This is a genomic window from Gammaproteobacteria bacterium, assembly GCA_016712635.1.
Lineage (GTDB): Bacteria > Pseudomonadota > Gammaproteobacteria > SZUA-140 > SZUA-140 > JADJWH01.
In genome coordinates this window covers 364,653-387,767 of sequence record JADJQS010000002.1, presented here as the reverse complement: position 1 = coordinate 387,767, position 23,115 = coordinate 364,653, and the positions used below count along the sequence as shown (strand labels likewise).

Here is a 23,115-nt window from a genome sequence, read left to right as displayed (position 1 = left end):
GGCACGTCCCGCGCGGCGGGGCGGAATGAATCCGGAACCGGGGTCATGGGGCTAGTCGGAGGGCGGGTTTGCGGCGGCGTCCGTGCCGTCCTGGATACCGGCATCGTGCGGCGCGTTATCCGCGCCATCGTTTCGTGTCCGCTCCGCGTAGAATTCGTCGATGCACCGGTCGATGAAGGCGTCGACGCGGTCCTCGCTGATTCTTTCCTCTGCCGCACGCTGCAGGCATTGCTCGATGAACGCGATGTCGCGGTCTTCCGCCACGTCGTTCATGTCCTGCGCAGCGGCGGTTGAGGCCGCGCACAGCGGGAGGAGGCCTGCAAACAGGAGATGGACGCGCCGTGACGTCATTCGATGTCCGTGATGTTCGGGCGACCGCAACACGCGCGCCTCATGGAACCGTTCCGCATGGCGCGATTATAGCGTAATCGCCGCGCGTGGAAAGGTCGTTACAGCCGGCGCCGGTGGCGGCGCAGCGTGCGCCGCAGCAGGGTGCGCTGCCGCGCCCACGGATCGCTCCAGTCCAGGTCCCTGCGCATCAGACCGCGGCACAGGCGCAACAGCCCCGCGACGTCGCGCGTGCTGACGAATTCCGGCGCCGGACCCTCCGGGGCCGGGCAGTCCGGGCCGCCCTCGAAGCCCTGGTTGTGGTAATTGCCGAGCGGCACCGAGATGCCGATGGCGGGCAGTCCCCAGGCTGTCGCGGCCGTCGCCTCGCAGGCGCCGCCGTCCATGACGCGGCGTTGATGACAGCCGGGCAGGACGCGGGCTGCCGTGTCGCTCAGCACCTTGAGGCCGTCGGGCTGGAACACGGTGCGGCGGTCCCCGAGGCGGACCACCGGTCCCTTGCCGACGACCGCGCCCGGCAGCGTGCGCGATGCCTCCAGGCTGACAATGACCAGCGGGCGGGTATGGGGCCGCAGCCAGCCGAGTTCGAAGTGCGCGACCGCGCCGACGAAACCGACCTCCTCGGCGCGCGTCAGCAGTCCGAGGAAGGGCGGGCGCGCGCGCGGCGCGCGCCACAGGCGGCGCGCCGTCTCCATGATGGCGAATACGCCGACGAGGTCGTCTGCCGCGGGGCAGTACACCCGGTCGCCCTGTCGCCAGACCGGGGCGCGGAATTCAAAACCCCCGCTGAGGGAGCGCGCCGCACGGCCGCGCAGCGCGCTTGCCTGTGCCGGGGTCAGGCGGATCTCGGCGCTGTCGATGCCCCAGCCGGACGGGTTGGCGCGCACGCGTGCGAAGGTGCCGCTGCCGGCGACGCCGTCCGGACCCACCAGGCGCGCGCGGGCGCCGGCGACATGCCTGACCGGCGAGCCGCCGTACCAGCGCACGGCCAGGCGATTGTGAGCCAGCCAGCGCACGCCATGGAAACCGGGATGATCCATGTGCGCGACGAAGACGCGCACCGGCTGGTCGCCGCGGCCGCGCAGCAGGTCCGCATAATCGCGCCGCGACTCGGCGCCGACCACCAGGTTGCCGTGCGGGTCGGCGAAGAACGGCACATGGTGGCGGTGGAAATAGCGGCTCACGTGTTCGATGACGTGGCTTTCCCGGAACGGAGCCGTCGGTTGCGCCAGCAGCGTGAAAAGGCGCTGGGTCAGGGCCGGCGACAGTTCTGGGGCTGGTGTGCGCATGGGTGTCCTTTGCCTGCTAGAATCCGGTCTGTAGCGGTCTTCATGCCGCCGCCTAATGATACTGCAGTTCCGGCCGCGGCGATGCTCCGGCCGCAGGGCCTGCGAGGGGATGGCCATGAGTGCAGACGACAGAGAAGACGCGGGCGATATCGTGGCGGAGGCGGAGCGCTTTCGTGCCGGCTTCCGGTACGTGATGCTCGCGACCGTCGACGCGGACGGTGAGCCGGAGGCGAGCTACTCCCCGTATGTCACCGGCGCGAACGACTGTTTCTACCTCTGCGTGAGCGGTCTCGCACGCCACACCCGCAATCTGGCGCGGAGCGGGAGGGCGGCGCTGCTGTTCCTCCAGGAGGAGGGCAAGGCCGCCAACCCGTTTGCCCGCGTGCGGCTGAGCTATGCCTGCAAGGCAGAAGCCGTCGCGCGCGATGCGCCGGAGTGGGCGGAGGTGATGGACCGCTTCGAGACGGAGTTCGGCGCCATCGTCCCGGTCCTGCGCGCGCTGCCCGATTTCCGCGTATTCCGCCTTACCCCGCGCTCCGGCCGCTATGTGCGCGGTTTTGGCCAGGCCTACGACCTGGAAGGAGCCGGCCTGTCCGCGCTCCGGCCGATTGTGCCGGACCGGCCGGGGTGAAACGCCCCGTCCCGCCCCCCGGTGTCATAAATATTTCATGCGGGTGACACCCGGGAGACACACGTCCCGGTTAGTTTGGCGGCGTGCCTGTGCGGACGCGACGTCCCCCGGCGAAAACGAGGCGAACCCATGCAGATCTATGTCAAGGAATGGCCGAACCGCGCCGCCACCCTGTATACCGAGGCGGGTGAGGAATTGTGGACCTTTCCCAGCATCGAGAGTGCGACAGCGCTGTGCCTTGACAGGTCCGCAGCCCTGGGCGAGATCCTCGGCCGCGGCGACATCGGTTCGCTGCGCGCCCTGATCGGCGGTCTGACCGCCGCCTGAATCCGGCACTTACCCGTCCGTCCTGCGCCACGGTGGGCCGGATACTGGGCAGGTATATTTCCGCCCGGGCGGATTGTTTGCTATCCTGCCGGGCTATGACACCGAGCATCCGTCCGTAAGCCCCCAACGCATCCCGTGTCCGCCGCGCAAATCATGAGCCGGGTGAGTCTGCATGACTGACCGTTACGACGTGATCGTGATCGGGAGCGGACCCGGCGGCGAGGGCGCCGCGATGAAGGCCGCCAAGGAGGGGAAGCGGGTGGTGATCGTCGACGGCCTCCCCGAGGTCGGCGGCAACTGTACCCACCGGGCGACCATTCCGAGCAAGGCGCTGCGCCAGGGCGTCCAGCAGCTTATGGACAGCGGACGCCACAACGGCACCCGTTACCCGGACCTGATGCAGGCGGCGCGCGGCGTCATCGAGAAGCAGGTGAGCATGCGGCGCGGCTTCTATAGCCGCAATCACGTCGACGTTATACACGGATTCGCATCCTTCATCGACGCGCATACCATTGAGGTGGCGAAGTCGAACGAGGGCAGGAAGCGTCTGCAGGCGGACGCCTTCATCATCGCATCCGGGTCGCGGCCCTATCGTCCGGCCGACATTGATTTCACCCACCCGCGTGTCCGCGACAGCGACACCATCCTCGATCTCGACGATAGCCCGCGCTCCATCACCATTTACGGCGCCGGCGTGATCGGCTGCGAGTACGCCTCGATTTTCCGCTGTCTCGGCATCAAGGTGAACCTCATCAACACGCGCGGGCAGCTGCTGTCCTTTCTCGATGACGAGATCATCGACGCGCTGGGCTACCACCTGCGGGAGCAGGGGGTGCTGATCCGGCACAACGAGGAGTACGAAAAGGTCGAGGCCGACGCGGAGGGCGTCACGCTGCACCTGAAGTCCCAGAAGCAGATCCGCACCGATTACCTGCTGTGGGCGCAGGGGCGCGCCGGCAACTCGGACGGTCTCGGGCTGGAGGCGATCGGCGTCGAGCTCAACCGCCGCGGCTCCATCGTCGTGAACCCCTGCTATCAGTCGACGCGCGAGCACATCTACGCCGTGGGCGACGTCATCGGCTATCCCAATCTGGCGAGCGCCGCCTACGACCAGGGCCGTTTCGCCGCCACGCATCTGGTGGAGGGCAGCTGTTCGGCCTACCTCGCCGAGAACATTCCGACCGGGATCTACACCCTCCCCGAGATCAGCTCCATCGGCAAGACCGAGCGCGAGCTCACGGCGGAGAAGATCCCGTACGAGGTGGGCCATTCCCTGTTCCGCCACCTTGCGCGCGCGCAGATCTCGGGCAAGACCACCGGCATGCTCAAGATCCTGTTTCACCGCGACACGCTCAAAATCCTCGGCATCCACTGCTTCGGCGCCCAGGCCTCGGAGATCATCCACATCGGCCAGGCGATCATGGCGCAGCCGGGCGAGGCCAACTCCCTCATGTATTTCATCAACACCACGTTCAATTACCCGACCATGGCTGAGGCCTATCGCGTGGCCGCGCTGAATGGCCTGAACCGCGTGCACTGAAGCCGGGTGTACCGGCGCCGCGGCCGGGCGTACAATGTGCCCGCTGTCTTGACGATCGCGTGGCGAAGAAGGATGGAATGAAGGACCTGCTCAGATTCCTCATCTATGGCGGTGGTGCGGCGCTGGTGATCGGCCTGCTCTCCCTGCTGGCGACTGGCGACCTCGTCTCGCCGGACGCGCTAGTCGCCATCTCGGTGCTGCTGGTGATCGTGCTGCCGGTGATCTTCGGCGTCATGCTGGGACGGCGGGAACGGTTGCAGCGCGACAAATCTCCCGAATAAACGCCCGGACGGCACACCGCCGTGGCCGCCCGGGTTCCGGCGACGTCCCCGTGCTGGCGCTTCAGCGGCCTGCGGCGGGGCCGATATCAGCCGTATGGGCCACGGATACACGCAGGCGGTAATCCTATGAAGCGAAGCTCCTTCGCAGGCTGGCGCGGTCATACCGGCGGCGCCGTGCTGTGCCTCGTCCTGCTGGCACTGTGGGCGATCCCCGCGCCGGTGTACGCCCTGATATATAAATGTGTCGACCAGGAAGGGCGGGTCTCCTTCCAGGAGACGACCTGTGACGGGATGGCGCCCGGCAATGAGACCGCGGCGAAGCTCGACAATGCCTGGCCCGTGGTCGGCAAGCATATCTTCTGGGAGGCCAAGTCCTCGTCCGGGGGCAAGATCTACCTGCTCGGCTCCCTCCATTTCGGCGCCCCCTGGATCTATCCACTGCCGGCAGTCATCAATGACGCCCTCGCCGCGGCCGACGCGCTCGCGGTGGAGGCGAACCTCCTGGAGATCCCGCCCGATGAACTCGCCGCCCGCGTATCCCGGGCGGGGACCTACGGCGACGGTCCCGGGCTCAGGGCCGCGCTTGATCCGACCGAGTGGCAGGCGCTCGAAAACGTGAGCCGCACCTTCGGCCTGCCTACCGCGCTGGTCGAACGCCAGCACCCCTGGCTCGCCTCGCTGACGCTGACTGCCGCGGTACTGAAGCAGCTCGGCTACAGCGCCACGTACGGCGTCGACCTCCATCTCATGCGCGAGGCGGGGCGCAGGATACCGATCGTCGAGCTGGAGTCGGTCGATTATCAGTTCGACCTGCTGAGCGGCCTTGAGCAGAAGGACCAGGTGGCGATGCTGATGCAGACCCTCCACGAGATCGACGACGCCGGCCGCCATTTTGGCGACCTGCTCGATGCCTGGTTGAACGGCAGCGCCGAGAAGATGGACCGTGTGCTGTTCGAGGGGTTCGACCGCATGGTGCGCGGCGACCACCTCTACCGGCGTCTCATCCTGGATCGCAATGTCGAGATGGCGGCTGCCATCGTCAAACTCTCACGCCAGTACGACGTCACCTTCGTGGTGGTCGGTGCCGGCCATCTGGTGGGAAGCAACGGCATCATCGAACGCCTGAAGTCCAGCGGTTACTACGTCGAACAACTCTGAAGCACCCCCCCCTGTCAGCGGATGGTCGCGCGGCACGCGCCGCCGCCGTGCCGTGCCTCGCCAGCGCCCCGTCCTCTCGGGTATAATAGCCGCTCGCCCGGAATCCCATTTGTTTTCATAAGCCTAGGGAAAATATCATGAGCCAGTCCTCGCCCAGCGCGCGCAGCTTCGTCCTCGGCTACTATGCCGGCAACCGCAAGACCGGATCCGTCAGCGTCGTCAGCCGGAGCAACGGCGCGACCCGCGTCGATCCGCTCTCCGTCGAATCCGAGACCGGCCTCGCGGCGGACCTCAAACCGATCTTCGTCGGACTCGCCGAGGACCGGCGCGTCATCCTGCTCGAGCCGCAGAGCAAGCAGATCCAGCTCCGCCCGGGGTTCCCGGCCGACGCATTCCCCGCCCACATCTATTCCGATCCGAAATCGGATCGTGACTGGTTCATGAACGACGGCGACAAGGAGACCGGTAACGACCGCCTCAACTGCGGCGACCAGGGTTCCTCGGTGACGGTGGTGGAAAAGACCGCGAGCGCGCAGGCGAAATTCCTCAAGACCATCTGCGTCGGCCGAGGCCATCACCAGGCGGCGTTCACGCATCCGTCGGCGCAGGCGCCGGGCGTGCCGCTCCGCGCCTACATCAGCAGCCTGAAGGACGGCACCCTGTCCGCCATCGGCAACGATCCCGATGATGCGGCGACGTATCTCAAGGTCGTCGCCACCATCAACCTGTGCGAGACCGACAAGGAACAGGGCATGACTGAGCCCGCGGTGCCGAACAACGCCTTTCCGCACGGACTTGCCTATTCTCCGCTCACCGGCAAGCTGTACAACCTGAACAATGGTTACGGCAACGTCGCCGTGATCGATCCGGTGACGAACAGGATCGAGTCCCGCTTTCCCTTCAAGGGCCACAGTAACCTGTTCATGACGCCGGGCGGGCGCTATATCATCGGCCGCGGGGCCGATCGCAAGTCCGATCCCGATCACGTGATCGCGAAACTCACCGTGCTCGACGTCACCGACAACCGCATCGTTGACAAGCTTGATCTGCCCGATATCTACATCAGCAAGTACTATTTCAACCCCGAGGGCACCAAGCTGTATCTGACCACCTCCGGCTCGGGCAGCCCGGAGCAGGCGGCCAACATCAAGGCCGATGCGCTGCTGGTGCTCGACCTGACCGCGCTGCCGTCGCTGAAGCTGACGCGCGAGCTGCGCCTCGGCTCTTCCTCCGGTTCGCTCGCCTTTCACCAGGCCAATGGCAATACCGCACTGGTATTCTCCTCCCACGGCGAGAGCGGCGCAGTGGCGGTCATTGACGCCGCGCGCGACGAGATGGTCGAAAACGTTACCGTTCCCGGCGGCATGAGCCATTCAAGGGTGTGGGTTATCTGACAAGGAACCGGGGACAGATTAGAAATCTGTCCCCGATGCGTTATCTAAAGGGGGCGGTCTCTAATCCGTCCCCGCACGGCTATCCCCTTCGCATACCGATCAGCAGCCGCCGATCCCGTTTGTTCGGCCGCCGCTGCGGGGCCGGTGCGTTGCCGGCGGTGAGGCGGCGCTGGCTGGCCGCCAGCGCGCGCCGCGTGATGCTGTCGTCCGTCTCCCGATACAGCTTCTGCGCCTCCGGCGCCGGCCCGCGCCGGCCGGTGATGACGAGTACCGTAATCGTGTATTCGACCTCGTTGCGGGTGATGTGCAGGGTGTCGCCCACACGCAGCGTGCGCGACGGCTTGGCGCGCTGTTCGTTGACGCGCACCTTGCCGCCGCTGACGGCCTCGCTGGCGAGTGCGCGCGTCTTGTAGAAACGCGCGGCCCACAGCCACTTGTCGATGCGCAGGGTATCGTCACGGTCTTCCACGGCGGCGCCCGGTTCAGGATTCATGCCGCAACAATGTAGCACGCGGAGGCAATCGCGTTACAATAGCCGTCAATCGCGCGCATGGAGCGGTACCTTGGCGGACATCCTTCCATTCAAGAAGCCGGACCTGAAGCTGAAGGCGAAGGGCAGGACCCTGTGCGGCAACGGCCTGCACAAGTGGCGCATCGTGCAGGAGAAGCAATTCGACGTCCGCCAGGGCCGACTCGTGACCGTGTACCGCTGCAGCCGCTGCAGCGCCGAGAAGAACGAGGCGCGTTAGCCCGCGCCGAAATCCCGGCGTCGGGGACAGATTTATTTAACGCCTGCATTTGGGGCTGATTTTTAAATCGGTCCCCGATAAATAAATCTGTCCCCAACGTTAAAAAACCGTCGTCCAACTGATGCAAGGAACAGAGCCATGACCACTGTCGACACCCTGACCCGGCGTTTCTCCTCCGGTCACCAGCTCAGCTTCCGCGACGTGAATGGACTGATCGTCGCCGACATCGACACCCCGCAGGCCGCGGCCGCGCTGTGCCTGCAGGGGGCGCACCTGATGACGTGGCGGCCGAAGGCGCAGGCCGAGCCGGTGGTATGGCTGTCGAAGCTGGCGAAGCTCGCACCCGGCAAGTCGATCCGCGGCGGTGCGCCGGTATGCTGGCCGTGGTTCGGTCCGCATACGACGGATGCCAGGCTGCCGGCCCACGGCTTCGCCCGCACCGTGCCGTGGGAATTGGCTGAAGCGCGCGTCACCGGCGACGGCACGGTCGAGCTCGTGCTGACGCTTCCCGGCAGCGAGCAGATCCGGGCGCTGTGGCCGCACCGCGCGCGGGCCGAGCTGCGGCTGACGATCGGCGCGACGCTGAAGGCGGCGCTCACCACTGTCAACGAGGACGACCACCCGATCGTGATTGGCGAGGCGCTGCATACCTATTTCCACATCGGCGACATCGGCGCGGTGCGTGTAACAGGGCTCGAGGGGTGCGCCTATCTGGACAAGGTGGACGGCGGCGCGCGCACGCGGCAGGATGGCGCCATCGCCTTCGCCGGCGAGACCGACCGCATCTACCTGGACACTGCGGACGAGTGCGTCATCGAGGATCCGCAACTGCGCCGGCGCATCCGCATCGCGAAGACCGGCAGCCGCTCGACCGTGGTGTGGACCCCGTGGACCGAGAAGGCCGACAAGATGGGCGACTTCGGCCCGGACGGCTGGCGCAACATGGTGTGCGTGGAGAGCGCGAATGCGGCGGACGATGTCGTCACCGTCGCGCCAGGTACGCACCACACGCTGGCGGTGGAGTACCGGGTGGAGAATCAGTGATGTGCGCCATGGCGCATCTGTACTACATGAATCCGCGGGAGGCGGCAATAAAAAAACCCCGCCTGATACATCGGCGGGGTCAAGGGATATTTCGCCGCGATACTGCGGTTGAACTCGTTTTTTAGCCTTTCTTCCGGGTCGCGCCGTGGCGCGATCCGGCAAGGCTGTGGTCGTATTCATTTCTCGGTATCGGGTGATTTCCGATGGCCGCATCGAGCTGGTACGGCAATGTACCGCACTGGTTGCGTTCCGAGAGGTCGCATGTCTTGTAGTCGACCAGCGTATATACCGGGTCCCAGCCGAGAAACGCGGTCAGGCCCGGATAGGTCGACAGGAGCATTGCGATCCCGTGCCACCAGGTGAAGGAGCCGCCGGAGACGACCAGATCAAACGCCGGAGCGGCGAGCAGCGTCGCACTCGCGACCCAGCGTATGCCACGATCCGAGAGCGAGATATTGTGCACGACACGAAGCCTGCTTTTCTGTGCGTTCATGGTGGAGCGGAGGAGGATCGAACTCCCGACCTTCGCATTGCGAACGCGACGCTCTCCCAGCTGAGCTACCGCCCCACGTTGTACTGGCCCCCGTTTATGAGGAGGGCAGATTCTAGCATTGCCCGGACTGCTTTGGCCAGCCGGGCCGGCGATTTACCGGGGCCGGCCGCCGGGATAATCGTCCGTGATGACAGCGACTTGGGTCGAGGGTCTGCGGAGGCTTCAGGCCCTGGCGAGGGGATGCGAGCTGGGCGCCGAGTGGCGCGTCCCCTCGGGTCCATATTCACCGCCGGCGACGACCGGCTGGCCGCGCAGGATCGCCAGCGCCTGCCGGGTGTGTTGCTGCCCGGCCTGGATGATGATGCCGTTGATCAGGTTCTGGCGCTGGCACTCGGCGCCGACCTCGAGCAGGCGGATCCAGTCGCGCTGGATGCCGGTCCGGCGCTGCGGATCATGCGCGTCCAACAGACGGTCCATCGCCTCGCGGTCGCTGCCGAAGCCACCCTCACGCAGCAGGACGTTGCGTTCACCGCCGCAGGCCTGCATCGCGGCGATCAGCCCGTTTTTCAGCTCCACGGCCTCGTTCAGCAGGGCGAGATCGTTGGCGGTGAGCGCCTTGTGTTCGCCGCGCAGCGCCTCGAGCAGTCGTCCTCCCAGCTGGATCTCCCGTTCGAGACAGGTGGCGAGGTTCTGCAGCAGTGCGTTTCCGAGCATGCTGGATCTCCGCTACAGGCCGCGTCCGTACAGCGCGGTCTCGAAGGCCAGCATCTTTTCCGCGACCCGCGCCGGGTCGATCTCGTAGGTGCCGTTCTCGATCGCCTGCTGGATGCGGTTGACCCGTTCCATGTCGACCACCGGGGCGGCGGCGATGGCGGCGTCGAGCTTCTGCATCAGGGTGCCGGCGCCGGTGAGGCTGAGCGTATCCGTGGAACCGGCCTCCTGGCCCGTGCCAGTCTTCGCGCCGGCAGTCGTGCCGATGGGGATGGCCCGAACCGAGGCGCCTTCGCCGGCGGTCCCGGTATGGGCGGTGTTCTGGCCCGTGATTTCGATTGGCATTGCCTGTACTCCTCTGTGCTTGAATTCGTTAAGGGCGTGATCGACGGAATTTTGACACCCAATCCCCTGGCGTCAGGATTACATCGAGACCATCACCACGCCCGGGGCCTCGACCCGGCCCTCTATGATCCGTTTGGAATTTGCATTTCTGACCTTGATGCGGTCGCCCTCGGTCCCGTCCATCAGCGCGCTGCCGTTCATGCGCACCTCGATCTGACCGTTCCGCGACAGGATCACGACCGATTCGCCGCGCCGGATCAGCTTCGCCTTCGCCACCGCCCGCGGCGGGATGATGCGGCCGTCCTGCAGGGGCTGCTTCACGATCATGCCGCCCAGCTGGCCGATCTCCGTCAGGTAGCCGTACGCGCCCGTGGTGACGTCGCGCTCTTCCATGCGCACGTTGTCCGCATCCAGCACGGTGCCGGCGGCGAGGTAACCGGAGGCGACTGCCACTGTCTTGTACACGGCCACGTACGCCTGTACGTAGAGTTTCCAGGGGTGGTTTCCGCGACACTCCACGCCCACGCTGGTGTTGCCGCTGAGTCGCCCGCCGGGGGGAAGGAATCCCTGCAGCGGGAGTTCGCACGCGGTGAGGCGCAGCCGCGCGTCGAGGGCGCCGAGGCGGATCTCCGTCCTGGCATCCTGCGGGTCGATCTGCTCCTCGAGGAACGCCCGCGCCGCGGCGATGATGTTTCCGTGCGCCTCGGCATCGTCGGCAACCCCGATCGGGGCCGTCGCCGCGATTCCGATCGACAGTGCGGCAAGCATGGCGATGGCCGGTCTGTTCAAGGTGATCGCTCCTCCAGTTCAGTTGTGGCCCGTATCCGGACGCATCTTTACGTCTATACGAATACAAGAAGCGTGCCAGTGCCGGGATATGCGGTGACGCGGCCGGCCTCCGGTTTGCAGTATGCAAGCGCGGGGCCGGAATCCGGTGATGGCGCGCCGTGAGGCACACGATGCAGGTCTATATATAGGAACGGCCGGGGCGCCGGACTTGCCGCCCGGCGGAGATCCCTTGCCGGCGCCGGAGCGGTGTGCAGGCATACGCAGGGCCTGTAACCCCTTTCAGCCGCGTGATTCGCTCTTGGCATGTTGATTGCTATCAACTTGCCAGAAGGAATATGGCGGGGACATCAACATGGCTTCGAGGATCGATGATGCATTTGGGATTCATGCCAAGGCGCTGGAGACATTCGGGCGGCGCGCGGAAGTGCTCGCCGGCAATATGGCCAACGCGGACACGCCGGGGTACAAGGCACGCGACGTCGACTTCAAGTCGATCCTCGGCGGCGTGATGAAGAACGAATTGCCGCTGGCAAAGACCGCGGGCGGGCATCTGGCGACATCGGACCGCGGGCTGTCGAACGGGGAACTGCTCTACCGCGTCCCGCTGCAGCCCTCCGCCGACGGCAATACGGTGGATACGCAGACGGAACAGACGCAGTTCGCGCAGAACGCCATCCGTTACCAGGCCAGCTTTACCTTCCTTGACGGCAGCATCAAGAGTCTGCTCAGCGCGATTCGAGGAGAATGACCATGTCCCTGTTTGGAATATTCGACATCGCCGGCTCGGCCATGAGCGCCCAGACCGTGCGCCTGAACACCACCGCGAGCAACCTCGCCAACGCGGACAACCTGAGCGGCAGCGAGGCGGAGGCCTACCGCGCGCGCCATCCCGTGTTCTCGACCTTTCGCGACGCGCTCGACAACAGCACGGCCGGCGTCAAGGTCGACGGCATCGTCGAGAGCCAGGCGCCGGTGCAGCGGGAATACCAGCCCGACAACCCGCTGGCGGATGCGGAAGGTTATGTCTACCGCCCCAACGTCGATGTGGTTTCCGAAATGGCGGACATGATCTCGGCCTCGCGCAGCTACCAGAACAACGTCGAGGTGGTGAACACCTCCAAGCAGCTGCTGCTCAATGTGCTGCGGCTGGGTCAATGACAGGTAATTACTGAAAGGGTAGGCGCGCAATGACGACGATCAATACGCAACTGCTGGACAGCCTCGGACTGAGTGCGTCCACGCAATCGACGCAGGCCAGCGACGTCCTCGGACAGTCGGATTTTCTCAAGCTGATGACGACGCAGCTGATGAACCAGGATCCGACCAAGCCGATGGAGAGCGGCGAATTCTTCAACCAGATCGCCCAGTTCAGCATGGTGGCCGGGGTGGAGGAGCTGCAGACCTCGTTCCAGCAGGTCGCCGATGCGATGCAGTCCACCCAGACGCTGCAGGCCTCCGCGATGGTGGGCCGCTCCGTGCTGGTGTCCGGTGACACGGTCAGCCTGGCCGACGGCGGCTCGGCCGCCGCGGGGGTGACGCTGCCAGCCTCGACCAGCAATCTGGTCGTCGGCGTCGTCGACGCCTCCGGCCAGATAGTGCGCCGCCTCGACCTCGGCACTCAGCCCGAGGGCGACGTCTCCTTTACCTGGGACGGGCGCGACGGCAGCGGCGCAGCCGTGCCTGCGGGCGACTACACCCTGGTCGCGGAGATGGATTATGACGGAGAAACAGTCGCGCTCGACACCCTGGTCACCGCCCGGGTCAACAGCGTGCTGATGGGCAAGAACGGCCAGGGCATCACGCTCAATCTGTCGAACAACGAGCAGGTGTCGCTGGCCGACATCATGCAGATCATGTAAACGCATCACACAGGAGAACCCACATGGCATTTCAAACGGCATTAAGCGGAATCAACTCGTCGGCGGCGGAGCTCAACGTCATCTCGAACAACGTGGCCAACGCGAGCACGACGGGGTTCAAGCAATCGACGATACAGTTCGCCGACGTCTTCGCCACCTCCAACCTGGGTTCTTCCTCGAACGCCATCGGCAGCGGTGTCAGGATCTCGGGTGTCGACCAGCAGTTCTCGCAGGGCAATGTCGAGTTCACCGACAACAACCTGGATCTCGCAATCAGCGGCCAGGGGTTCTTCGTACTGAACGACAACGGCAACAACGTATACACGCGCAGCGGCGCCTTCGGTGTCGACCGCGACGGCTTCGTTATCAATCCGCAGCTCCAGCGCCTGACCGGATACCTGGCCGATTCCTCGGGCAATATCACCGGAGCGCTGGGTGACATCCAGCTCGACACCTCGGACATCGCCCCGCAGGCGACGACCGAGCTGACCTTCGGCGTGAACCTGAACGCCTCCGCCGCCGTGCCGAGCGCGCCGGTGACGTCGGCCACCATCACGCTGGGCAGCGCCGGCGCGACCCAGGTGCTGGACACCGGAGACTCGCCGATCACCACCGCGGCCTTCGACCTCGTCGATACCTACGGACAGCAGGTTACGACCGCTCAGCTGCAGTTCACCAGCACCGGCGGCAACAACTGGAATGTGACCCTGGCCGGCGCGGGCGGGACCTCGACCACGGCCGCGTTGACAGTCGGCACCACGGGCAGCGTCACGCTGACCTGGGATCCGGACGGTGCGGCCGGCAGCCAGGATTCCGTCGATCTGACCTTTGACACCTCCGATCTCACCCAGGTCGCCGGCGGCGGCAACACCGACCTCACGGCGGTTGCCACCGGCGCCGTACAGGGTAGCTTCGACGTCACCGACGCCACCACCTTCAACAACTCCACCACCATGACCATCTACGACTCGCTCGGCGCGTCGCACCTGACCACGGTGTATTACCGCAAGACCGGCATCCCCAATCAATGGGAGAGCTTCGTATTCGTTGACGGCAACCAGATCACCGGCGCCCAGCCCAACGGTTCCGACCTGCTGCAGTTCAGCAGCAGCGGCGCGCTGTCCGAGATCAATGGCGTGACGACGCCGCCGTCCAACTACGCCCTGGCGCCCTACACCCCGAGCAGCGGCGCGACGAGCCTGTCGCTGACGCTGGACTATTCCTCGCTCAGCCAGTACGGCGGCGGCTTCAACGTGAACTCGCTGTCGCAGGACGGCTTTGCGACCGGGCGGTTGAGCGGCATCGACATCAGCGACACCGGCGTGATACTGGCGCGCTTCACCAACGGCCAGTCGAGCACGCTCGCGCAGGTCGCACTGGCCAACTTCGGCAATCCGCAGGGGCTGACCCAGCTGGGTGACACCTCGTGGGCCGAGTCCTTCGAGTCCGGCCAGCCGGTGGTCTCCACGCCGGGATCATCCAGCCTGGGCACGGTGCAATCGGGCGCTCTCGAGAGTTCCAACGTCGACCTCACCGAGCAGCTGGTCAAGATGATCACCGCGCAGCGCAATTTCCAGGCGAACGCGCAGGTGATCTCCACCGAGGACACCGTCACGCAGTCGATCATCAATATCCGTTAACTGATCGGCGCGCGCACGGTAAGGCATTGAGGATGCACTGATGGACCGCATGCTGTACATCGCGATGGCCGGGGCGAGCCAGACCATGCTCGCCCAGGGCGTGAACGCGCACAACCTGGCCAATGCGAGCACCACGGGGTTTCGCGAAGACCTGCTCGCCTTCACCAGCGAAGACCTGGACGGCGACGGTTTCCCGAGCCGGGTGTACGCGACCGCGGACCGGCCCGGCGTCAATCTGCAGCCGGGTTCGATCAACGCCACCGGCAACGAACTGGACGTGGCGGTCAACGGGCCGGGCTGGATCGCGGTGCGCGCCGCCGACGGCTCCGAGGGTTACACGCGTGCGGGCGACCTGCGCGTGCTCCCGACCGGAGAGCTGGTCAACGGCGCCGGCCATGCGGTGATCGGAAATTCGGGCTCACCGATCGCGGTACCTCCGTCGGAGAAGATCGAGATCGGCGTGGACGGGACCATCACGGTGCGGCCGAACGGGCAATCTCCTGCGGCGCTCGCCATTGTCGACCGCATCAAGCTCGTGAATCCCGATCCGGCCCAGCTCGAAAAGGGCCTCGACGGACTGATGCGCCTGGGCGACAGCTCTGCGGCGCCGCCCGACGCTGCCGTGACGCTGGTGTCCGGTGCGCTCGAGGGCAGCAACGTCAATACGATCGACGCGATGGTCAACATGATCGAACTGGCGCGCCAGTTCGAGATGGAAGTCAAACTGATGAAGGCGGCAGAGGAAAACGACCAGGCCTCCACCCAAATGATGCGGATTGCCTGAACGGCAGCGTGAAGAGGAGCAGACGACATGGCTGATGCACTGAGAATTGCCAAGACCGGGCTCGACGCCCAGCAGACCCGCATGGCGGTCATCTCCAACAACCTGGCGAACGCCAACACCACCGGCTTCAAGGCCGGCCGCCCGGTGTTCGAGGACCTGCTCTACCAGAACGTGCGCCAGGTCGGCGCGCAGTCGGCGCAGGACTCCCAGCTGCCGACCGGACTGAGCCTGGGCACCGGCGTGCGCACGGTGGCGACCGAGAAGCTGTTCACGCAGGGCAGCACGGTCGAGACCGGAAATTCCCTGCACATGGCGATCCAGGGCCGCGGCTTCTTCCAGATCCTGATGCCCGACGGCACCCAGGCCTATACCCGCGACGGCTCCTTCCACTCCGACGCCCAGGGCCAGATGGTGACCTCCAGCGGCTACGTGCTGCAGCCGGCGATCACGATCCCCGACAACGCGCAGAGCGTCACTATCGGACAGGACGGCGTGGTCAGCGTGACCACGCCCGGCAACAGTGCGCCGACCCAGGTCGGCTCGGTGCAGCTCGCCGATTTCATCAATCCGTCCGGCCTGCAGCCGATCGGACAGAACCTGTATCTGGAGTCGGGGGCCAGCGGCGCCGCCCAGACCGGGACACCGGGACTGAACGGCGTGGGCACGGTGGCGCAGGGCTCACTCGAGAGCTCCAACATCAACGTGGTGGAGGAACTGGTCAACATGATCGAGGCGCAACGCACCTACGAGATGAACTCCAAGGCGATCTCGACCATGGACAACATGCTGCAGTACGTCACCAACAACCTGTAACGGAGCATCCATGAGAGGAATCCTTCCGATATTGTCCGCTGCGCTGGTGGCCGCGCTGGCGGCGGGCTGTGCCTCGGCGCCGAAACATTCTTCCGGAATTTCGGAGGATATCATCCGGCACGCGGAGCCCGCGCAGCCGGCAACGGCAGGCGCGATTTATCGTGTCGGACTGAGCTCGCCTCTGTTCGAGGATATCCGCCCGCGCCGCGTGGGCGACATCGTCACCGTGGTGGTGGTCGAGCGCACCAACGCCAGCAAGAGCGCCAGCACCAGCACCAGCAAGGACAACAGCGTCGATATCGCCAATCCCACGCTGTTCGGCGATCCGCTCTCCTTCGGCGTCGGCCCCCTGGGTAACAGCCCGCGCACTCTGGAGAACAACCTGGAATCTACCAAGACCTTCGACGGGGAGGGCGAGAGCGCGCAGAGCAACCAGTTGACCGGCAATATAACCGCTGTGGTGACCGAGGTGCTGCCGAACGGTTACCTGCGCATATACGGCGAAAAGATTATCTCGATCAATCAGGGCGACGAGCATATCACCCTGTCCGGGATCATCCGGCCGACGGATATCCTGGCGGACAACACGATCTCCTCCACCCTGATCGCCGGCGCCGAGATCTCCTACGGCGGCACCGGGGTGATCGCCGACACGGGCGACATGGGCTGGCTGGGGAAATTCTTCAATGGCAAGTGGTGGCCGTTCTGAGCGGCAGCCGGCGTGACAACTGACGGGATGATTCTCATGCAAGAACGCAGAAATGCATATCAACGCTGGACGGTCCTGGCGCATCTCGCCGCCGCCCTGCTGCTGGCCGCGGTGCCGGTATCCGCCGAGCGCATCAAGGACATCGCCTCGGTGGCGGGAGTACGCACCAACCAGCTGGTCGGCTACGGCCTGGTGGTCGGTCTCGACGGCACCGGTGACCAGACCAGCCAGACGCCGTTCACCGTGCAGAGCCTGAAGAACATGCTCAACCAGTACGGCATCACGCTCCCGCCGGACGTGAACCCGCAGCTCAAGAATGTCGCCGCGGTCACCATCCATGCGGACCTGCCGCCGTTCGCCAAGCCGGGCCAGACCATCGATATCACCGTCTCCTCGCTCGGCAACGCCAAGAGCCTGCGCGGCGGCAGCCTGCTGATGTCCCCGCTGAAGGGCGCGGACGGCCAGATCTACGCCGTCGCGCAGGGCAACCTGGTGGTGGGCGGATTCGGCGCCGAGGGCGGGGACGGATCGCGTATCAGCGTCAACGTGCCGAGCGTGGGGCGCATACCCAACGGGGCGACGGTGGAGCGCCCGGCGCCGACCAGCTTCGGCGGCGAGGATTATTTCGTGTTCAATCTCAACCGGTCCGACTTTACCACCTCCAAGCGGGTCGCGGACGCGATCAACACCGCCATCGGCGAGGGCACCGCGCTGCCGGTCGACGGCTCCTCGGTGCAGGTCAACGCACCGCGCGCCCAGGGCCAGCGCGTCGCCTTCCTGTCCGTGCTGGAGAACCTCACGCTCGAACCCGGCACCGCCTCGGCGCGCGTCATCGTCAACTCGCGCACCGGCACCGTGGTGATCGGCAGCAACGTACGGGTGACGGCGGCCGCCGTCTCGCACGGCAGTCTGACCGTGACCATCACGGAACGCGCCGAGGTCAGCCAGCCCGGCGCGTTCTCCGGCGGCTCCACCGTGGTGGTGCCGACCAGCGAGATCGCCGTGGAGGAGACGGCCAGCCACATGTTCAAGTTTGATCCGGGCACTTCGCTCGACGACATCGTGACCGCGGTCAACGAGGTGGGCGCCGCGCCGGGCGACTTGGTCGCCATCCTGGAGGCGCTGCGCGAGGCCGGTGCCCTGCGCGCCGAGCTGATCGTGATCTGACGGGGCGGACGTGCGCGTAAACGTCCGGATGCGGATGCCATGATCGAAGCGAAGTCCGGGGCCGCCTCCGCGGCGGCTGTCTACCACGATTTCAACGGCCTGGCGCAACTGCGCCGCGGCGCGCAGGACCAGTCGCCGGAGACGGTGCGCAAGGTCGCGCAGCAGTTCGAGGCGCTGTTCATCCAGATGATGCTGAAGAATATGCGCAACACCGGCGTCGAGGACGAGCTGTTCGGCAGCGACCAGGAAAAGCTTTACCGCGACATGTTCGACCAGCAGCTCTCGGTGGACCTGTCCGAAAAGGGCGCGCTCGGGCTCGCCGACCTCCTGGTCAGGCAATTGACCCGGGAGCCGGGCAGCCGGGATTCCGCTGCGCCCGCGCAGACTGTCGTCGCGCCGAACGCCGCTGCCGCGGCGCCTTCGATGGAGCAGCGCGCGGTCGCCGCGGAGCAGGCGATCGATACGCCGGAGGACTTCATCCGCGTGCTGGCGCCGCATGCCGAGGATGCCGCGCGTGAGCTCGGGGTGTCCCCGCGCGTGCTGCTGGCGCAGGCGGCGCTCGAGACCGGCTGGGGCAGGAACGTCATGCGCACCGCCGACGGCGGCAGCAGCCACAATCTGTTCGGCATCAAGGCCGATGCGCGCTGGTCCGGCGACCGGGTGGTTGCCGAGACCCTCGAGTACGAAAACGGCGTCGCCGTGAAGCGGCGCGAGGCATTCCGCGCCTACGGGTCCTACGCGGACAGCTTCGCCGATTACGCCGCGTTCCTGCGTGGAAGCCCGCGCTACGGCGCGGCGCTGGCGGAGGGCGCGGACGGGGCGGCATTCGTGCAGGGTCTGCAGCAGGCCGGATACGCGACGGACCCGGAATACGCAAGCAAGATCAGTCGCATAGCGTTCGGTCCGGGGTCGCTCCTGGCAGCCGGTTCATTCAAGGAAGCGAGTGTGATGCCGTTAACACATTCTGACAAGGATGCCCTCTGATGACCGCAATTTCCTCCGCTGTCCTGATCACGATTTCATGATACCTGGAGTATAGACATGGCCAGCGGTGTATTGGGTACGGGTCTTACCGGGTTGCTGGCGGCGCAGCGCGCGCTGTCCGTGGCGTCGAACAATATCGCCAATGTAAACACCGAGGGCTACAGCCGCCAGCGCGTGAACCTCACGACGCAGGTGCCGGACCGGATCGGCGACTTCTTCATCGGCACCGGGGTGACCATCAGCAGCATCGAGCGGATCTACGACGAGTTCAACACGCTGCAGATCCGCACCGCCACCTCCGGGTCCGGACAGGCGGACAAGTTTTACGCCCTGGCGAGCCAGATCGACACCATGCTGTCCGATCCCGACGCGGGCGTGATGGCGGCACTGCAGGGATTCTTCGATTCCATCCAGACCGTGGCCAACGATCCCTCGTCGCTCGAATCGAGGCAGGTGATGCTGAGCGAGGCGGAGAGCCTGGCGAGCCGCTTCCAGAGCCACTATCTGCAGATCTCCAGCCTCGACAGCAACGTGAACGACGCCCTGACCGCGGCGGTCGACGAGATCAACAGCCTGGCCACCTCGATCGCGAATATCAACCAGCAGATCGTGAACCTCGGCATCTCCGACAGCGGCGGCGCCAACGACCTTCTGGACCGCCGCGACGAGCTCATCCGCCATCTCTCCGAGCAGGTTGCGGTGACCACCGTGAGCCAGGGCGATGGCACCGTCAACGTCTACATCGGCAGCGGGCAGGCACTGGTGGCCGGCGCGACGGCCAGCCGGATGACAATCGCCTCCAACGCCTACGACCCCGAGCGCAAGGAGGTCGCCTTCGTGACCACCTCCGGTCCCGTGGTCGTCTCGAACCAGCTGAGCGGCGGCGAGGTCGGCGGGATCCTGCAGTTCCGTTCCCAGGTCCTCGACCCGACCCTGAACAGCCTCGGGCAGCTCGCCATCTCCGTGGCGGCGACCTTCAATGCCCGCCATGCCATGGGCGTCGATCTCAACGGCGCGGCCGGCGGCGACTTCTTTGCCCCGATCGACTCCGATGTCACGATCTCGACCGCGCAGGTGCTGGCCAACTCGAACAACTCGGGCCAGCCCGAGGCCCAGATCGGCGTCGTCATCAGCGACGCGGGCGCGTTGACCACGAGCGATTACCGCCTGGAGCGGACCGGCGCCAGCTATTCTCTGGTCCGGCAGAGCGACGGCCGGGTGACCCCACTCAGTGGATTTCCGGGAACCCCCGCCACGGTGGACGGACTCACGCTGACGCTGGACTCCGGGACCATCGCGAGCGGCGACAGCTTCCTCATCCAGCCGACTGTGAACGGGGCGCGCTACTTCGACGTCGCGATCTCGAATCCGAACCAGATCGCCGCGGCGAGCCCGGTGCGCACATCGGCGTCCCTGGCCAACACGGGCGGCGGCGACATCGATGCCGGGGCGATCGTCGATCTGGCGGCCTTCGTCAGCGACAATTACCGCATCGTGGCGGCGAATGCCACCGCAGCCGCGGCCGACGGCGGCGCGACGCGCGGCCAGGTCACGGAAAACGGCGGCAACAATACCGTGCAGTACGAGCTGCGCATCAACGGGGTTCTGGTATACAACCAGGGGAGCGCCGACGCGGCGCTGGCCGACCTCTCCGCGCTGGCGGCCGTGATCAACGACGATGTCGCCGCCACCGGCGTCATGGCCCACGTGAATCCCGGCGGCACCGCGCTGTATTTCGTCAACGTGCCTCCGTCAGCGATGCCGGTCACGGTGACGGAGGCGATCACTACCCTGAGCGGGACGGCGGAGGACGCGGACACTGCGGTCGGCTACTTCGGTGGCGCGACGCTGCAGGGGGCCTCGAATCCGTCCGGAACCTACACCTTCAACAGCGCGGCGGACAGCTATGTCGTACTGAACGGCGTCGGCGCCGCCGTGACGGCGGGGGCCTATGACGACGGCGCCGCAATCCAGTTCAACGGCATCGAGACCGTCCTGAGCGGCGATCCGAACAGCGGCGACGTCTTCACCGTCGGGCCCAACACGAACGGCGTGAGCGACAACCGCAACGCGCTCGCCCTTGCTGCGCTGCAGGATGCGCGCATACTGAATGACGGCACCGCCTCGTATCAGGACCTCTACAGCGGCCTGGTGGCGGACGTCGGCATCAAGACCCACCAGGCAGAGGTCAGCGGGCAGGCGCAGGGCAGCATGCTGGCCCAGGCGGTGGAGGCGCGCGAGTCCCTCTCCGGGGTGAACCTGGACGAGGAGGCGGCCAACGTACTGCGCTTCCAGCAGGCGTATTCGGCGGCGGCACAGGTCATCGCGGCTGCGAACGCCATGTTCGACACACTGATCGACTCGATCCGGAGGTAAACATGCGCGTATCAACCAATCAGATCAACCTGATCGCGTTGAATTCGATCCTCGATCAGCAGACCAGGGTGGCGCGCACACAGGAACAGCTGTCAACGGGAAAGCGCATCCTGTCGCCGTCCGACGATCCGTCCGGCACCTCCGCGCTGATCGGTTACCGCCAGTCGCTGGATACCATCACCCAGTATCAGGAGAACATCACCGCCGCGCGTCAGCGCCTGCAGCGCGAAGAGTCTGCGCTGGGTTCCGTCGGCAATGTCCTCGATCGCATCCGGGAGCTTGCACTGCAGGCGAACAACTCGGCCCTGTCGGCGGAGGACCGCCGTTACATCGCGGTGGAGGTGCGCCAGAACCTCGACGAGATCATGACCGTGGCGAACACAACGGACGCCAACGGCGAATACATCTTCGCCGGGCATCAGGGCCGCATCGAGCCATTCTCGCGCAGCTCCACCAGCGAGTATGTCTACAGCGGAGACAGCGGTCAGCGTTTTCTCCAGATCGGCGCGACGCAGCAGGTCGCGATCGGCGACCCGGGCGAGGACGTGTTCATGCGGATCCGCACCGGCAACGGGTCGTTCAGTGTCAGAAACGACCTTGCCAACCTGGGCAACGGGGTGATCGCGGCGGGCAGCGTGACCGATCGGGCCGACTACGACGGCGATGTCTATACCGTCTCATTTCCGCACGCGACACCGGCGACGGGTACGCTGACCTTCTCCGACAGCGTGGGTACGAACGACGCCCTGGGCTACACACTGAACATCAACGGTACCGACGTGTACTCTGTCGCCGAGGGCGGGACGCCGGCAGCCACGCTCGACGAGCTGGCGCAGCAGATCAACGACGACAGCGCAGCCACCGGTGTGCGCGCCGTGGTCAACGGTGGCGCGCTCTATCTGGTCAGCACCGCGCCGTCGGCCGCACCCATCGTGGTTACCGAGTCGATGAGCGGCGCCAGTGACGGCGACGCAGATTCGATCACCGGCTACTTCGGGTCGGTGTTGACGGGCGCCAGCGCCGCGAGCGCGGTGCTGAACTATGATCCCGCGGACGCCGGCTATTTCATCGTGGAGGACAGCCTCGGCAACATCGAGACGGGCGGCGCCTACACGAGCGGCGTGCAGGTCGCGTTCAACGGCATCCAGACCTCGCTGTCGGGAACGCCGCGAACGGGAGACGCGTTCACGATCGTGCCCAGCGGCCACGAGGACCTCTTCACGACGATCGAGAACCTGGCGCTGACCCTCGAGGGGGGCATCTCCGGAGCCAACGCCGGTGGCGTGCTGAACAACGCCGTCAACCAGTTCCTGTCCGACATCGACCAGGGCATGGAGAACATCCGCTCGGTGCGCGCGCAGATCGGCGCCCGGCTGAACCGCATCGACACCCAGGAAAATATGAACGAGGCATCCTCTCTGCAGATCGAGGAAGCCCGCTCGAGCATCGAGGATCTCGATTACACCACCGCGATCACCCAGCTGACGCAGCAGATGGTGGGCCTGGAGGCGGCGCAGAAGGTGTTTATCCAGGTCCAGGGTCTGTCGCTGTTCAACTACCTCTGAGTCGCATCCCTTGCGGGACCGCCTGAATCGGGCGGCGCTGTTGCATCCGGCCGCCCGATTGGCTCGTCAATTGCATCCGTTGACCGGTTGTACCGCATCGAAAAACGAGGGGTGAATCC

At 65.8% G+C, this 23,115-nt stretch carries 26 protein-coding genes and 1 tRNA gene; 19 read left to right on the top strand and 8 right to left on the bottom strand.

Annotated features, from left to right (window positions below; genetic code table 11):
• Positions 1–51: 51 nt before the first annotated feature.
• Entirely contained in the window at positions 52–351 is a 300-nt protein-coding gene (locus IPK65_05035) for a hypothetical protein (GenBank protein MBK8162517.1), read from the bottom strand.
• Positions 352–449: 98 nt separating this feature from the next.
• Positions 450–1,637, bottom strand: coding sequence for a hypothetical protein (locus tag IPK65_05030; GenBank protein ID MBK8162516.1), 1,188 nt, complete (start codon positions 1,635–1,637; stop codon positions 450–452).
• A 115-nt stretch (positions 1,638–1,752) separates the two neighbouring features.
• On the opposite strand from IPK65_05030, the gene IPK65_05025 reads away from it, so the two are divergent.
• The 6 genes from IPK65_05025 to IPK65_05000 all read left to right on the top strand — a co-directional run bounded on the left by IPK65_05025 (position 1,753) and on the right by IPK65_05000 (position 6,968).
• Complete coding sequence (locus tag IPK65_05025; GenBank protein MBK8162515.1) at positions 1,753–2,268, top strand: pyridoxamine 5'-phosphate oxidase family protein; 516 nt, start codon at positions 1,753–1,755, stop codon at positions 2,266–2,268.
• A gap of 129 nt (positions 2,269–2,397) precedes the next feature.
• A complete protein-coding gene (locus IPK65_05020) occupies positions 2,398–2,595 on the top strand; it encodes a hypothetical protein (GenBank protein ID MBK8162514.1) in 198 nt (65 codons plus the stop codon).
• 172 nt (positions 2,596–2,767) lie between these two features.
• On the top strand, positions 2,768–4,135 hold the full coding sequence (gene sthA, locus IPK65_05015; GenBank protein ID MBK8162513.1) for a Si-specific NAD(P)(+) transhydrogenase: 1,368 nt from the start codon (positions 2,768–2,770) through the stop codon (positions 4,133–4,135).
• Positions 4,136–4,194: 59 nt separating this feature from the next.
• Positions 4,195–4,416 carry a hypothetical protein gene (locus IPK65_05010; GenBank protein MBK8162512.1) on the top strand — a complete coding sequence of 74 codons (222 nt, stop codon included), beginning with the start codon at positions 4,195–4,197 and terminating at the stop codon, positions 4,414–4,416.
• A 126-nt stretch (positions 4,417–4,542) separates the two neighbouring features.
• Positions 4,543–5,574 carry a TraB/GumN family protein gene (locus IPK65_05005; protein ID MBK8162511.1) on the top strand — a complete coding sequence of 344 codons (1,032 nt, stop codon included), beginning with the start codon at positions 4,543–4,545 and terminating at the stop codon, positions 5,572–5,574.
• Positions 5,575–5,711: 137 nt separating this feature from the next.
• On the top strand, positions 5,712–6,968 hold the full coding sequence (locus IPK65_05000; GenBank protein ID MBK8162510.1) for a hypothetical protein: 1,257 nt from the start codon (positions 5,712–5,714) through the stop codon (positions 6,966–6,968).
• Between the two features lie 79 nt (positions 6,969–7,047).
• Here IPK65_05000 and IPK65_04995 read toward each other — a convergent pair whose 3' ends face one another.
• Complete coding sequence (locus IPK65_04995; protein ID MBK8162509.1) at positions 7,048–7,461, bottom strand: hypothetical protein; 414 nt, start codon at positions 7,459–7,461, stop codon at positions 7,048–7,050.
• 70 nt (positions 7,462–7,531) lie between these two features.
• On the opposite strand from IPK65_04995, the gene IPK65_04990 reads away from it, so the two are divergent.
• Both IPK65_04990 and IPK65_04985 read left to right on the top strand, forming a co-directional pair.
• Complete coding sequence (locus IPK65_04990) at positions 7,532–7,717, top strand: hypothetical protein (GenBank protein MBK8162508.1); 186 nt, start codon at positions 7,532–7,534, stop codon at positions 7,715–7,717.
• A gap of 138 nt (positions 7,718–7,855) precedes the next feature.
• On the top strand, positions 7,856–8,761 hold the full coding sequence (locus IPK65_04985) for a D-hexose-6-phosphate mutarotase (GenBank protein ID MBK8162507.1): 906 nt from the start codon (positions 7,856–7,858) through the stop codon (positions 8,759–8,761).
• A 121-nt stretch (positions 8,762–8,882) separates the two neighbouring features.
• Here the strand turns inward: IPK65_04985 and IPK65_04980 are convergent, their stop codons facing one another.
• From IPK65_04980 to flgA, 5 genes are all read right to left on the bottom strand, one after another.
• Entirely contained in the window at positions 8,883–9,254 is a 372-nt protein-coding gene (locus tag IPK65_04980) for a DUF2892 domain-containing protein (protein MBK8162506.1), read from the bottom strand.
• A tRNA-Ala gene (locus tag IPK65_04975) sits at positions 9,254–9,329 on the bottom strand. Before IPK65_04975 ends, IPK65_04980 begins: the two co-directional genes overlap by 1 nt.
• Before the next feature lie 147 nt (positions 9,330–9,476).
• A complete protein-coding gene (locus tag IPK65_04970; protein MBK8162505.1) occupies positions 9,477–9,968 on the bottom strand; it encodes a flagellar protein FlgN in 492 nt (163 codons plus the stop codon).
• A 12-nt stretch (positions 9,969–9,980) separates the two neighbouring features.
• Positions 9,981–10,310: a flagellar biosynthesis anti-sigma factor FlgM gene (gene flgM / locus IPK65_04965; GenBank protein MBK8162504.1), complete on the bottom strand. Its 330-nt coding sequence runs from the start codon at positions 10,308–10,310 to the stop codon at positions 9,981–9,983.
• A gap of 78 nt (positions 10,311–10,388) precedes the next feature.
• The gene (gene flgA / locus IPK65_04960) at positions 10,389–11,099 is read right to left on the bottom strand and encodes a flagellar basal body P-ring formation protein FlgA (protein MBK8162503.1); all 711 of its coding nucleotides are present in this window, start codon (positions 11,097–11,099) and stop codon (positions 10,389–10,391) included.
• Positions 11,100–11,451: 352 nt separating this feature from the next.
• On the opposite strand from flgA, the gene flgB reads away from it, so the two are divergent.
• The 11 genes from flgB to flgL are packed head-to-tail and all read left to right on the top strand — an operon-like array spanning position 11,452 to position 22,996.
• On the top strand, positions 11,452–11,847 hold the full coding sequence (gene flgB / locus IPK65_04955; GenBank protein ID MBK8162502.1) for a flagellar basal body rod protein FlgB: 396 nt from the start codon (positions 11,452–11,454) through the stop codon (positions 11,845–11,847).
• A gap of 2 nt (positions 11,848–11,849) precedes the next feature.
• Entirely contained in the window at positions 11,850–12,257 is a 408-nt protein-coding gene (gene flgC / locus IPK65_04950) for a flagellar basal body rod protein FlgC (protein MBK8162501.1), read from the top strand.
• A gap of 29 nt (positions 12,258–12,286) precedes the next feature.
• On the top strand, positions 12,287–12,958 hold the full coding sequence (locus IPK65_04945; protein MBK8162500.1) for a flagellar hook assembly protein FlgD: 672 nt from the start codon (positions 12,287–12,289) through the stop codon (positions 12,956–12,958).
• A gap of 23 nt (positions 12,959–12,981) precedes the next feature.
• Positions 12,982–14,598 (top strand): flagellar hook protein FlgE, encoded by a 1,617-nt coding sequence (locus IPK65_04940; GenBank protein MBK8162499.1) that lies wholly within the window; start codon positions 12,982–12,984, stop codon positions 14,596–14,598.
• A gap of 40 nt (positions 14,599–14,638) precedes the next feature.
• On the top strand, positions 14,639–15,382 hold the full coding sequence (locus IPK65_04935; protein ID MBK8162498.1) for a flagellar basal body rod protein FlgF: 744 nt from the start codon (positions 14,639–14,641) through the stop codon (positions 15,380–15,382).
• A 27-nt stretch (positions 15,383–15,409) separates the two neighbouring features.
• Positions 15,410–16,195, top strand: coding sequence for a flagellar basal-body rod protein FlgG (gene flgG / locus IPK65_04930; GenBank protein MBK8162497.1), 786 nt, complete (start codon positions 15,410–15,412; stop codon positions 16,193–16,195).
• 10 nt (positions 16,196–16,205) lie between these two features.
• Entirely contained in the window at positions 16,206–16,904 is a 699-nt protein-coding gene (locus IPK65_04925) for a flagellar basal body L-ring protein FlgH (GenBank protein ID MBK8162496.1), read from the top strand.
• 36 nt (positions 16,905–16,940) lie between these two features.
• The gene (locus IPK65_04920) at positions 16,941–18,071 is read left to right on the top strand and encodes a flagellar basal body P-ring protein FlgI (protein ID MBK8162495.1); all 1,131 of its coding nucleotides are present in this window, start codon (positions 16,941–16,943) and stop codon (positions 18,069–18,071) included.
• 39 nt (positions 18,072–18,110) lie between these two features.
• A complete protein-coding gene (flgJ, locus tag IPK65_04915; GenBank protein MBK8162494.1) occupies positions 18,111–19,055 on the top strand; it encodes a flagellar assembly peptidoglycan hydrolase FlgJ in 945 nt (314 codons plus the stop codon).
• Positions 19,056–19,112: 57 nt separating this feature from the next.
• Entirely contained in the window at positions 19,113–21,431 is a 2,319-nt protein-coding gene (flgK, locus tag IPK65_04910; protein MBK8162493.1) for a flagellar hook-associated protein FlgK, read from the top strand.
• Positions 21,432–21,433: 2 nt separating this feature from the next.
• On the top strand, positions 21,434–22,996 hold the full coding sequence (gene flgL, locus IPK65_04905) for a flagellar hook-associated protein FlgL (protein ID MBK8162492.1): 1,563 nt from the start codon (positions 21,434–21,436) through the stop codon (positions 22,994–22,996).
• Positions 22,997–23,115 lie beyond the last annotated feature (119 nt).